This is a genomic window from Paenibacillus sp. YAF4_2 (assembly GCF_052113225.1).
Taxonomy (GTDB): domain Bacteria; phylum Bacillota; class Bacilli; order Paenibacillales; family Paenibacillaceae; genus Pristimantibacillus.
This window is the reverse complement of the sequence record NZ_JBFRCT010000013.1, coordinates 1-12708: the sequence shown is the minus strand read 5'-3', so window position 1 is coordinate 12708 and position 12708 is coordinate 1. Positions and strand designations below refer to the sequence as shown.

General features: G+C 45.9%; 12 protein-coding genes and 1 rRNA gene. 12 read left to right on the top strand and 1 reads right to left on the bottom strand.

From position 1 onward, the window contains the following. The first annotated feature begins 9 nt into the window (after positions 1-9). The 10 genes from AB4Y93_RS25225 (at position 10) to AB4Y93_RS25180 (ending at position 10789) form a co-directional block, all read left to right on the top strand. The gene (locus tag AB4Y93_RS25225) at positions 10-489 is read left to right on the top strand and encodes a PH domain-containing protein (protein WP_441896127.1); all 480 of its coding nucleotides are present in this window, start codon (positions 10-12) and stop codon (positions 487-489) included. Next, entirely contained in the window at positions 482-1945 is a 1464-nt protein-coding gene (locus AB4Y93_RS25220; protein WP_441896125.1) for a PH domain-containing protein, read from the top strand. Before AB4Y93_RS25225 ends, AB4Y93_RS25220 begins: the two co-directional genes overlap by 8 nt. Positions 1946-2062: 117 nt before the next feature. Then, positions 2063-2443: an ATPase gene (locus AB4Y93_RS25215; protein WP_441896124.1), complete on the top strand. Its 381-nt coding sequence runs from the start codon at positions 2063-2065 to the stop codon at positions 2441-2443. A 142-nt stretch (positions 2444-2585) separates the two neighbouring features. After that, positions 2586-2873, top strand: a complete 288-nt coding sequence (gene gatC / locus AB4Y93_RS25210) for an Asp-tRNA(Asn)/Glu-tRNA(Gln) amidotransferase subunit GatC (protein WP_441896122.1) — start codon at positions 2586-2588, stop codon at positions 2871-2873. Positions 2874-2904: 31 nt separating this feature from the next. Further along, complete coding sequence (gene gatA, locus AB4Y93_RS25205; protein WP_167282624.1) at positions 2905-4365, top strand: Asp-tRNA(Asn)/Glu-tRNA(Gln) amidotransferase subunit GatA; 1461 nt, start codon at positions 2905-2907, stop codon at positions 4363-4365. Between the two features lie 14 nt (positions 4366-4379). Next, positions 4380-5822, top strand: a complete 1443-nt coding sequence (gene gatB, locus AB4Y93_RS25200) for an Asp-tRNA(Asn)/Glu-tRNA(Gln) amidotransferase subunit GatB (protein WP_441896120.1) — start codon at positions 4380-4382, stop codon at positions 5820-5822. Between the two features lie 137 nt (positions 5823-5959). Beyond that, positions 5960-6658: an MgtC/SapB family protein gene (locus tag AB4Y93_RS25195; protein ID WP_341805937.1), complete on the top strand. Its 699-nt coding sequence runs from the start codon at positions 5960-5962 to the stop codon at positions 6656-6658. Beyond that, entirely contained in the window at positions 6640-8460 is a 1821-nt protein-coding gene (locus AB4Y93_RS25190; RefSeq protein WP_441896118.1) for a DUF6677 family protein, read from the top strand. Before AB4Y93_RS25195 ends, AB4Y93_RS25190 begins: the two co-directional genes overlap by 19 nt. Positions 8461-8535: 75 nt before the next feature. Beyond that, positions 8536-8973 carry a peroxide-responsive transcriptional repressor PerR gene (perR, locus tag AB4Y93_RS25185; RefSeq protein ID WP_441896116.1) on the top strand — a complete coding sequence of 146 codons (438 nt, stop codon included), beginning with the start codon at positions 8536-8538 and terminating at the stop codon, positions 8971-8973. Positions 8974-9079: 106 nt separating this feature from the next. Further along, the gene (locus AB4Y93_RS25180) at positions 9080-10789 is read left to right on the top strand and encodes a glycosyl hydrolase family 18 protein (protein ID WP_441896315.1); all 1710 of its coding nucleotides are present in this window, start codon (positions 9080-9082) and stop codon (positions 10787-10789) included. An 84-nt stretch (positions 10790-10873) separates the two neighbouring features. Here AB4Y93_RS25180 and AB4Y93_RS25175 read toward each other — a convergent pair whose 3' ends face one another. Next, positions 10874-11215 carry a DUF2614 family zinc ribbon-containing protein gene (locus tag AB4Y93_RS25175; RefSeq protein ID WP_167282658.1) on the bottom strand — a complete coding sequence of 114 codons (342 nt, stop codon included), beginning with the start codon at positions 11213-11215 and terminating at the stop codon, positions 10874-10876. A gap of 162 nt (positions 11216-11377) precedes the next feature. On the opposite strand from AB4Y93_RS25175, the gene AB4Y93_RS25170 reads away from it, so the two are divergent. Continuing rightward, positions 11378-12250 carry a nucleotidyltransferase-like protein gene (locus tag AB4Y93_RS25170; RefSeq protein ID WP_441896115.1) on the top strand — a complete coding sequence of 291 codons (873 nt, stop codon included), beginning with the start codon at positions 11378-11380 and terminating at the stop codon, positions 12248-12250. A gap of 381 nt (positions 12251-12631) precedes the next feature. After that, a 16S ribosomal RNA gene (locus AB4Y93_RS25165) occupies positions 12632-12708 on the top strand; the annotation flags it as partial.

The following is a 12708-nucleotide window of genomic DNA, read 5'->3' as shown; positions in this document are numbered from 1 at the left end:
CTTCGTAGAATGTATCGTGTATTAACCAAGAGACTTCATCGTGACTACATCACGGTATATCGCATAAGCTCGTTCTTTACGCATCTTGTGCTTTATATTCTTGTTATTACTTATATTACGTTTGCAGCATGGAAGCATTGGACGTTTATACCGGGTTATATCGGGCTGGCTGTTGTCAGCTTGTCGGCCTTTTTATTTATTAGTCTGATCCCTCAAGTGAAATACCGTAGGTTCAAATATGAGCTGTTTGACGAGGAGCTTGAAATCCAGTCGGGGCTTATCATTATTCGTAATGTACTCGTCCCGATGGTACGAGTGCAGCATGTGGAGCTGGAGAGCGGGCCGCTTATGCGCCAATATGACCTTGCAAGTGTGGCTGTAGTAACAGCTGCTACGACACATCGGATCAGCGGGCTCAAGCAAAGTGAAGCACAGCGGTTGAAAAGACAAATCGGTCTGCTCGCGAAAGTAGATGATCCTGATGATTAAGCGGCATAAAGCTCGCAGGCTTCATCCGATTTATATTGTTTTTCCGCTGTTTAATACAGTGAAAGGCTTGCTGCCGCTGCTTATTATTACCTTGCTGCAGGGAGTTAACTGGTCTTCATTAAATGGCTACATCTATTTAGGCATTCTGGCTGGAGTGACGTTATTGCTTTTTGCCGGGTTATGGGGATGGCGTAAGTTTTCCTTTACACTTGAAGAAGATCGAATTGTCATTCGTAAAGGGATCCTGTTTCGGGATGAGAAGACGATCTACTTTGGCCGAATCCATTCCGTTAACCTGGAGCAGCCGCTGCTGCAAAGGCTGCTTGGCGTAACACAGGTTAAGATAGAAACGCCGGGCGGGAATAAGAAGGCCGAAGGTATTCTTGCTGCATTGTCCGAGCAGGATGCAAAGCAATTGCATAGGCTGCTTACGTCAACTGACCTGCAAACGGAAGCTGCCGAGCAGTCTGGCGACATAAAGCATTCACCCATTCAAGATTTGAGTACAACAACTCATGTCAAATTAAGCTCGGGCCAGCTGCTATTAGCTGCTGCGACATCCCTTAACTTTGGCCTTGTAGCTGCATTTATCGCAGGTATGATCTCATTGGCGGATGACTTTATTAATGAATTGGCTCCGAATTTATATTCAACGATCTACAACAAATCAACGAGTCTTAATCCCGATTATATGTTTATTGCAATTATGGCTGCTTCTGCGCTTGTACTAGCATGGCTGCTTTCGCTTGTTCTTTACCTCATCAAGTTTGCAGGTTTTACCGCGGAAAAGCGGGATGAGCAAATTGCGATCTCTTATGGCATTCTGGAGAAGAAGATCCACCACTTTGATGCTAAAAAAGTGCAGGCTGTTATTGTGCAGGAGGGTCTTATTCACCAATGGATAGGTCACGCACAGATCCAATTGCAAGTGGTCTCCTCGGATAAGACGGAGCGGCTGATGCTGCATCCTTTTCTGCCTATAACGGCCTTGCAAGAGACAGTGGCCCGTTTTGCACCTCAGTTTACAGTGAACGAGGTAACGGAGACAGCTCCGCGGAGAGCTTATTTTGATTATATCTGGAAGGCACTTCTCGTTACGTTCTTTGTTTGTGCCATTCTCATTGGCCTTTTCCATGATAGAGGGCTGTGGTCGCTTATTTTACTGCCGGTTACTGCATTTTGGTGCAGGAGCTGTTTATCAGCTGCTGGTATGAGGCTGGAACATGGCCAGTTAACTCTCCGCAAGCGGAATTTAGCAAGAATTACTTACTACATGCGCAGACCACAAATTGTTTCGATGAACATCAGGAGGACGAGAGGGCAGCAGCGCAGGCAGCTCTTGTCGGTCTCAGCCCATGTGCTTGGCAGCTTGCAGGCGTATCGTGTATTTTGCTTGGAGCGGGCAGACGTGGAGCGGATCTGGCGCTGGTATAGCAGAAATAAGAAAGATAATTAAATAAAAGAAAGATATGGAATGTCGCTTAGGTGGGTCATCTTCCATGATTGGACACCGCTATTATTTTTTAGTAGGATAATAGTGATAGACAGCGGCTGATAGACAGGAGTGAAGACGATGCTGAAATTAGGGGAAAGAGTCGTTATAATCGCCGACCAATTCGAACAAAATCTCCCTCTTGGGGAGTATGGTTATATAATTGCTTACGACCGCAATGCGGACAATGTGTTTGACTATGTGGTAAGAGTACCTGCGGCTAATCGTAATTTCCTCGTTCCAGATGAGGATGTTGAGCTGGAGGAGGTCCTTATACAGGAAGAGGTTGACCGAATTGAACGGGAAGCGCTCATCGATTATGCGCTGGCAACTTTTAATGAAGAATTGTTTAAGCGGATTATGAAAGGCGAAGAAGAGCCTGAGGAGCTGGAAACTGCGGGCGGCGAAAGCCAAACGAGTGAAGACTTTATTCGCCAGGTTAATCTGAAGGCGTGGATATAACAGCAATCATAGAGCGGAGCTTATCCTTAACTTGGGAGAGGCTCCGTTTTCATTTTACATGCTGTACCACTTTGTGAAATGACGATTTTAAGCTATAATAGTAGGAATGAGTACGAGGCTTATAAGGGAGGACGAAGCATCCATGAGCATTACGATAAAAGACGTTGAGCATGTTGCCAATTTGGCTCGGCTTGAACTGACAAGCGAAGAGAAAGAACAATTTACGGGACAGCTGAACGCGATCCTGAAATATGCGGAGAAGCTGGACAGCCTGAACACGGACAATGTCGAGCCGACAAGTCATGTTCTGCCGATTACGAATGTAATGCGGGAAGATGTGACTCGTGAGTCGCTGCCGATCGAGAAAGTACTGCTTAATGCACCGGATGAAGAAGACGGTCAAATTAAAGTACCGGCTGTATTAGAATAGAACTTGAGGTATTCGAAGGGAGGAACTGCTGTTGGCACTGTTTGATTTACGCCTACAGGATGTACATAGCAAGCTGAATAATAAAGAACTGACGGTTTCGGATTTGGTGGATGCTTCTTATCGCCGTATTGCCGATACTGATCAAGCCGTTAAAGCGTTTCTTACATTAAATGAAGAGAATGCACGCCGTCAGGCGGATGACCTGGACAAGCAGCTTCAAGAGGGCGGCGAACGTGGTCTTCTGTTTGGTCTGCCGGCAGGCGTGAAAGATAATATTGTAACGGAAGGGCTGCTCACAACTTGTGCGAGCCAGTTCCTGAGTAACTATAACCCTATTTATGATGCGACAACTGTTTCCAAGCTGAAGTCGGCACAGTCGATTACAATTGGTAAACTTAACATGGACGAATTCGCAATGGGCGGTTCCAATGAGAACTCCAGCTACTACCCGACTCGTAACCCATGGAATACGGAGTATGTGCCAGGCGGCTCGAGCGGCGGTTCCGCAGCTTCGGTTGCTGCTGGACAAGTCTACTTCTCCCTTGGTTCCGATACGGGCGGTTCAATCCGTCAGCCTGCTGCTTATTGCGGTATTGTTGGTCTGAAACCAACATATGGCCTCGTATCGCGTTTTGGGCTCGTTGCATTCGCATCGTCCCTTGACCAGATTGGTCCACTTACGAAAAACGTCGAGGATTCCGCTTATGTCCTGCAAGCTATTGCCGGCTATGATGAGAAAGATTCGACATCGGCTAATGTGAATATTCCAGACTACACAAGTGCTCTGACAGGTGATGTGAAAGGCCTCCGTATTGGTGTGCCTAAGGAGTATTTGGGTGAAGGTATCGATCCGAAGGTAAAAGAAGCGGTCATGCAGTCGCTGAAAACCTTCGAAAGCATGGGAGCAACTTGGGAGGAAGTATCCCTTCCTCATACGGAATATGCAATTGCGACTTACTATCTGCTTGCTTCTTCGGAAGCATCGTCTAACCTGGCCCGTTTCGACGGGGTTCGTTATGGTGTTCGTGCAGACAATCCGGATAATCTAATTGATCTGTATCGCAAATCGCGCAGCCAAGGCTTTGGTCCGGAAGTAAAACGCCGTATCATGCTTGGTACGTATGCACTTAGCTCTGGTTATTATGATGCGTATTATTTGAAAGCACAGAAGGTGCGTACCCTTATTAAGCAGGACTTCGATAATGTCTTCAATCAATACGATATCATCATCGGCCCAACGGCTCCAACAACGGCCTTCAAGATTGGCGAGCAGGTTGGCGATCCGCTGACGATGTATCTGAACGATATTTGTACCATTCCGGTAAGCCTTGCCGGTATTCCGGCAATCAGTGTTCCTTGCGGAACAGCGGACGGCATGCCGATTGGCCTGCAGATCATCGGTAAAGCATTTGATGAATCGACCGTGCTGCGTGCAGCTCATGCGTTTGAGCAGCAAACCGAATTCCATAAATTACGGCCGCAGCTAGGGTGAAGGGAGATATAACGATGTCTGAAGCGACGCAATATGAAACAGTAGTCGGTCTGGAAGTGCATGTGGAGCTGCATACAAACAGTAAAATTTTCTGTGGCTGCTCTACAGCCTTTGGTGCACCGGCTAATACCCATACATGTCCGGTATGTCTCGGGCACCCCGGCGTTTTGCCAGTATTGAACAAACAAGCAGTCGAATATGCGATGAAAGCAGCAATGGCGCTTAACTGCGAAATTGCAGATATCAGCAAATTCGACCGCAAAAACTATTTCTATCCGGATTCACCCAAAGCGTATCAAATTTCACAATTTGACCAACCAATTGGTGAGAACGGGTGGATCGATATCGAAGTGAACGGCGAGACCAAGCGTATTGGTATCACTCGCCTCCATCTGGAAGAAGATGCGGGCAAATTGACGCATGTTGATGGTGGATTTGCTTCACTCGTTGACTTCAACCGTGTTGGTACACCTCTTGTTGAGATTGTATCCGAGCCGGACATCCGTACACCGGAGGAAGCGAAAGCTTATCTGGAGAAGCTCAAAGCGATCATGCTTTATTGCGATGTGTCTGATGTGAAGATGGAAGAAGGCAGCCTTCGCTGCGACGCTAACATCAGTCTTCGTCCTTATGGACAAGAGAAGCTTGGTACACGGGCTGAGCTGAAGAACATGAACTCTTTCCGTGGCGTTCAACGTGGTCTGGAATATGAACAAATCCGTCAAGCGGACATTTTAAATGACGGTGGTGTCGTTGTTCAAGAGACACGCCGCTGGGATGATGCGCAAGGTAAAACCTTCTCGATGCGCGGCAAGGAAGAATCGCATGACTATCGCTACTTCCCGGACCCGGATCTTGTTCGCCTGAACATCAGCCAAGAATGGAAAGACCGTGTTCGTGCTTCGATTCCTGAACTGCCGGATGCCCGCAAGGCTCGTTACACAAGTGAGTTCGGATTACCATCCTATGATGCGGAAGTTATCACTTCTTCTAAGAAGCTGGCTGATTTCTTCGAGGAAAGCTTGAGCTATACGAAGGATGCTAAAGCGGTATCTAACTGGATTATGGGTGATCTGCTTGGTTATTTGAATGCGAATAGCCTGGAGCTCTCCGAAGTGAAAATTACCGGACAAGGGCTCGGGGAAATGATCGGCCTGCTTGAGAAAGGTACGATTAGCAGTAAAATCGCCAAGACCGTCTTCAAATCGATGCTGGAAACCGGCAAACTGCCGCAGCAAATCGTTGAAGAGCAAGGACTCGTTCAGATCAGCGATGAAGGCGCACTTGTTGCGGTTGTCGATCAAATTATCCAAGCGAATCCGCAATCTGTTGACGACTTCAAAGCAGGTAAAGATAAAGCGATTGGATTCCTGGTTGGCCAAATTATGAAAGAGACGAAAGGCAAGGCGAATCCAGCGCTTGTCAACAAGCTTCTGCTTGAACGTCTGAAAGCATAATTGCCTATTAGCCCATTAGACAGACGCCGCTCATCCTAAGAGATGAGCGGCGTCTTTTCATGGAATGCAAGTCCACAAGCATACTAATATGATACAATTATGTTCATGAAAGGTTGTGCTGCCACTTGGGTCATGATATTGCAAATCCTTGGTATATTAATGAGCTTCATTTGGGGCTGAGGCTGCTGCTTGCCATGCTGCTTGGCGGGCTGATTGGCCTGGAACGTGAGCAATCCAATCATGCAGCAGGACTTCGAACGAACACTTTGGTATGTATCGGTTCCTGTTTGCTGATGCTTTTATCCATATATGGTTTTTCTTCTTTTGTAAATGAGCCGAATGTGCGAGTGGATCCGGCCAGGCTGGCTGCAGCTGTTATTACAGGCGTTGGCTTTTTGGGAGCGGGGACGATTTTGTTCACGGGCAAATCAATTACGGGTCTTACAACTGCGGCTTCGTTATGGGTTGTCTCGGCGATTGGCCTGGCTGTTGGGGCAGGGTTTTATTTTGCCGCAGCCGTTTCAACAATTTTGGTACTTCTTATTTTATGGGCATTTAACAAGCTGGAGAAAAGATATATCAGCACCAAACGGGAGCATCAATTAATTGTTCAAGCAGATGAGCAGTCTACCATCGTTCGTACGCTCAATACGCTGCTGACCGAAAAGCAGATTGTTATTCGTAAGGTGATGCTGGAGGAAAGCGGCAAGCGGGAACATGGATTACAGCAATTTATGCTTCATTTAACCGTACAGCTTCCGAAAAATGAATCCTTATTATCTTTATTAGAACAAATCCAGCAGATGGAGGGCGTGCATTGCGTGAGTTCGGACTAGATCGGCCAAAGAGCAGACTTCTTACACTGCTACTCGCTTTTGTGCTCCCTGGAGCCGGTCATCTATATACAGGACGGTATCAGAGGGGACTGCTGCTGATTGCCGGAGTAGTTCTTGATTTTGCGGCTATTATTCGGCTGGCTGATGCAAACGCAGCGAGGCATTTGCTTTTTATTGTATATCTAGGCATAACGGTGCCGGTGTATTACTTTGTCAGCGTCTTTGATGCTCTTCAGACGAGGGATATCGCAGAGGAAAATACGACGGAGCAATTGTCCCCTCTGATCGGTCTGCTGATAATGGCTGCTGGCCTGCTGCTCTTTATTCTTATTGATCCTCCTGCGGCTCTCATTCCATGGATGGATGATTTGGCTGAACTGGCGGTTGGCCCATTTCTTGCGGGATTAGCGATCGTATTATTAGTTTGGCGAGTGAAGGGAGTTCAGTCCATGTTTCGATTAGGACGGTTCACGTCCGCAATATTTATTATTTCGATTGGCAGTTTGCTGTTATGGGATCAGGTACAGGAGCGGAATGACGTTGCCTTAATCGGAAAATGGTGGCCCGCTGTTTTTATATTACTTGGTGCCGAGATCATTATTTACAGTATTATTTATCGAAAAGGTACGAAAAAACTGCGTTTTGACTTTGCAGGTGTCATCATTGCGCTTGTTATTTCCCTTGTAGCCTTTACAGTGACCCAATATGCAGAATTGCCGTTTAGATGGCTTGATCAATACGTTGATTTGAATGGCTCTCCAGATTATGGTGAAGAGAAAGGCTTTAAATTCGTGAAGGAGACGGATACTGTACCTTTTGATACTGCGGCTATATCCAAGCTCAAAATATCCAATCCGAACGGGAAAGTAACGGTTCGCGGTGGGGGCAGTAATCAGATTGTCATCGATACAGAAGTTTGGGTAGATGTCAGTGATGAACAAGAAGCAGATCAAATTGCGGCCAAGTCTACAGTGGAAAGAGTTTCGGACGCCGATTCAATGACAATTACAGCCAAAGGCGAGCCTTATGGTACGAATGGAAGCCGTAAGCCTAGGATGAATATGGTTATTACGGTTCCGCAAAAGGCTATTGTTCCTGAGGAGCCGATTGATAGCATCGAAACGCCGCCTGTGGACGGCATCGATACCCTTACCTCTACCCCTACCCCTAATGTAGATTCGGTCCCTGAGATGGCAATAACGGTTGATGTTAATAATGGACCAATAACTGCTAGTGGTTTATCAGCACCAGGCGGTATACAGCTTAAGAGCGATAGTGGTGATATTGGAGTCCAGCAAACAACCGGTCCACTGACTATTCATGGATTAAATGGCGGGATCAAGCTTCAGAGTGCAACAGGTGATGCGGAGTTGTCTACGAAGAATGGTGCCGTTTCCGTAGCTTCCTTAACGGGTAATCTTACCGCGGAGACTTGGAATGGCGCTATGGACTTAAGCCAAATTACAGGAAGTGTTCAAGCGGATACCAAGAACGGTAAGATTTTAATAAAAGAAGCAGCGGGAGAAGTAAAAGCTTCCACCCTAAATGGTAATATTGAGCTTGCTAGTACTGTGATCGGCGGGGATTGGGATCTTGACAGCACGGTTGGTGAAATCAAGCTGTTCGTTCCTCATATCGGCGATTACTCGGTATTTGGCTCTGTTACATTCGGCAGTATTACTACGGATTTACCACTGAATATAAGCAAGAAAACCGTTCGGGGAACAATTGGTTCAGGCAATTACCGTATTCAGGTGAATGCAACTAACAGTATTTACATACAGTGGTATGAGACCAATTGATGAGCGCTTTCATTGACAAACCATTTTGAATGAACGTACAATAGTTGTATCTACTAAGTGAAGGGCGTGAGGGGAATGGGAGCCAGCGTTAACGAAGCAATAGAGCAGTTGAAGATGAATGGCGTCCGAATGACCCCGCAACGTCACGCCATATTGAGTTATTTGATGGGTTCTATGTCACATCCGACAGCCGATGAGATTTATAAGGCGCTGTCACCGAACTTTCCGAGTATGAGCGTGGCTACGATATATAATAACTTGAGGTTATTTGTCGAAGCGGGTTTGGTTCGCGAATTAACCTACGGTGACGATTCCAGCAGATTTGATGCGGATTTGTCCGACCATTACCATGCGATTTGCAAGAGCTGCGGTCAGATCGTCGATTTTGAGTACCCGCCGCTTTTGGAAGTGGAGAGAGCTGCTTCTCATAAAACCGGCTTTACGGTTGAAGGGCATCGAATGGAAATTTATGGTGTTTGTGCTAACTGCTGTGAGGCTGCTGTTCGAGCATAATGAAGCTAGTTAATAGTTGATTGATAACAAAGGCGTGCATAGATGCGGTAATTCGCGGATTTGCACGCTTTTTTACATCAATAAGGAGAGTGAGCAATTGGAGACGATGTACACCAGAGCGCCACGCCGTCGCAAGGGCGGAGGAGCATGGTATACGATGCTGTTCTTGTTATTCATTGCGGCTGCTATGGCCGTTTGGTTTATTTATATGAAGTTTATACCGAATCAACATTTAACGACGCCAGATTATACGATGGAACACCCGATTACCTATCAAGGTGAAGTGATGGAACAAGGTGCCATAATTGAGAAAGATGAAGTGATGCTGCCAATTGCGGCTGTACAGCAGGTTCTTGGTAAGGACGAGCCTATTTATTATGAGAAGGATACCGGCTCCATTATTTTAACCACAACAAATAAAGTACTACGGTTAAAGACAGACGCTCTAACAGCGCAGCTTAATCAGAAACCTTATGAGCTGCATATAGCTGCGCAGACTAAGGATAACGTCGTATATCTGCCTATTACACCGCTTGAAGAGCTCTATGGTTTGAAAGTTGAGTACAAGACTGACTCAGGCATCGTTATTTTACTCCAAGCGGGGGAATCTATACAGCAGGCGAAAGCTCTTAAGTCAAAGGGAAGTGCGATTCGGACGAAGACAAGCATTCATTCCCCGATTTTAGAGAAAGTGCCGGAAGGTGAAGTTATCCGCATTTGGGGAGAGAGCAAAGGGTGGCTGTTCGTTCAAGGTCCGCAAGGGCAGCTTGGTTTTATGGAAAAAGGCAGTGTACAGTTAGCGAGTATAGAAAAAGTACCTCAACAGGAGAAGGAAGATGCTTTTATTCCATGGAAGGTAATCGGCAGCAAAATCAATCTCACCTGGGAAGCGGTATATGAGAAGAATCCAGATCCGGCTTCCATTGGCACGCTTAAGGGCGTGAATGTCGTTAGTCCAACCTGGCTTGAGCTGCAGGATGGTAAAGGCACCATAAAGGGTAAAATCGATCCAGCTTATGTACGCTGGGCGCATGAACAAGGGATGCAAATTTGGGCCTTATTCAGTAATGGGTTTGAGCCTGAGCAGACAACAACAGCATTAGCAAAGGCTGATACCCGGTTTTCGATGATTCAGCAGCTGCTTGCATTCGCCCAAACTTATCATCTTCAAGGCATCAATATTGATTTCGAGAATGTGCGAACAGCAGATAAAGCTAATCTTGTCCAATTTGTAAGAGAACTTACGCCGCTGCTACATGAACAAGGGCTTGTTGTATCTATTGATGTAACGCCAAAGTCTAATAGTGAACTGTGGTCATTGTTTCTTGATCGTTCGGCACTTGGACGGACAGTCGATTATATGATGGTGATGGCATACGATGAGCACTGGGCTTCTAGTCCGGAAGCAGGTTCCGTGGCATCTCTTGGCTGGACGGAAAATGCTGTTAAGCGCATTATCGAAGAGGATAGCGTCCCTGCTAATAAGATTATAATGAGCATGCCGTTATATACTCGAATTTGGACAGGGCAAGATGGGGAAGTAAAGTCCAAAGCAGTAGGTATGGATAAAGTAAAAGATATTATTACAACTAAGAAACTGAAACCTAAGTTTGATCAAGCTTCGGGTCAGAATTACGTGGAATATAAAGAGGATGGCGTGCTCAATCGCATATGGATTGAAGATGCAACCTCGATACAATCCCGTGTTAAGCTGATGCGTGATCTGGATTTAGCCGGCGTAGCGACATGGAATCGTTCCTTCCAGACTGCATCGATCTGGCCCGTCATAGATGAAGCGATAAACAAAAGGCCATAATAGTTATTATCCGCCATATATAAAAGAAGCTGCTACAAAGGGTTCAGTACCCGATGTGGCAGCTTCTTTTGTTCTAATGATTTATTAAACCGAAGGTTCATGTGTCGCCTGAGCGGGATCAAGCGTCAGTATGGTTTTGCAGTACATACAACGGTCGGTTTTGCCAAGCATTTTTGTCGGTCGGTGACATTCCGGACATTCCAGCATCGTTGCACTGGTGGACATCATCCCTGCCCAGAAGTACACAACGCAGCTGATTAGGAGGGAAATCATTCCGATGACCATAAAGATAGCGGCAAATATTTTGCCGGCATGTCCCCACCAAACGATACCACCTGTTCCAATGATCATGACTCCCATGCCAACCAGAGTAAAGACGAGGCCCCACAAACGGAATTCATTGATTTTTGCCGATTTGAAAAAAATCTTATTCACTATTCCATTCCTCTCTGTGACGACAGACATATGTAAGGAATACGGTTTTCTTAAAAAGGAAGCAGGAAACCGCCCCAGTTTGTCGAAAAAGATAATACTATACAGATAATTATTATAGCTTAATCCCACTGGATTAGCTATATGGAGGCCCAAGTGAGTACGAAACAGTATTTTATAGAAGCGTATCGTTCGCAACCGGATTTAGTTGGACTGTTAGCAATAGAGAATCCGTATCCATATAATCCGCTTATTGAGGGGTTGGACGTATTATTGTTTGTTGTTAGAGAAAGTGTGCGCAGTGAATCAACCGAGCATGTTTGTTTGAACGGTCAACGGATCATGATTCGGACGGTTGATACCGATCGTTTGGAACAATGGATTGCCAACAGAGGGCAGGGCAGCATTATCCAATGGATGGTTCGGGGGGAGATATTAATGGAGCGCGACAATTATTTAACGAACATTCGCGAGCAGTTGATGTTATTTCCGGATATGATGAGAGAGCAAAAACGTTTCGCTGAGTTTTCAGGATTCCTGCGTACCTACTTACAAGCAAAGCAGGACATTGAAGATAACAACATATTGGATGCACACAGTAATGTCATGGCCGCGCTTCATCATTGGGCTCATATCGTTCTAATAGAAGAAGGCCATCATCCCGAGTTGACTGTATGGAGGCAAATTCGCAGAGTTCATCCGGGTGTATATAAGCTGTACGAGGAATTGACGGCAAGCCCTGAGTCCTTGGAACAACGTGTGCGTCTGGTTATGCTTGCTTGTGAGTTTACCGTTATGAACAAAATGAAAGCATGCTGCTCTTTATTGTTTGATGCGATCAGCAGCCGGCAGGAGCCTTGGAGTATATGTGAGCTCCAGAACTACCCTTCGATTAACGAGCTGCATATTGATCTATCGCTGGTTGTACAGAATCTTGTGAAACGTGCTTACGTCCGTGAGGTAGCAGTTATGCCCGATAATGGAGACCCTGATGTTATGGAATTAAGGTATCTGCTGACGGCAATCTAATGAAGAGATGTACGTAAAATACCCGTTATTCTTAACGGGTATTTTATTTTGATGGAAGGGTTGACTTATCTTTTACCCCTGTGGTACATTAATACTCGCTGCTTTTGAAGCAAGGCATTTTAAGTCGAAAACGACAACCGAAAAAATTGTCGAAAGCCGAAAAAAACTACTTGCAATCAACTAGGCAACTGTGATATATTATAAAAGTCGCCGCTGAGAAAACGGTCGACAAATGCTAGAAAAATTGTTCTTTGAAAACTGAACAACGAGTAAAACTGCCCCGTTAGAAATAACGGAAAAAGCGATAAAAACAAGTTTGAGCAAGTCAAACAACCAAGGAGTTTTCGTCGATCGGTTTCGGTCGAGCGATGAAAACACCATTTCATGGAGAGTTTGATCCTGGCTCAGGACGAACGCTGGCGGCGTGCCTAATACATGCAAGTCGAGCGGATCTTTTC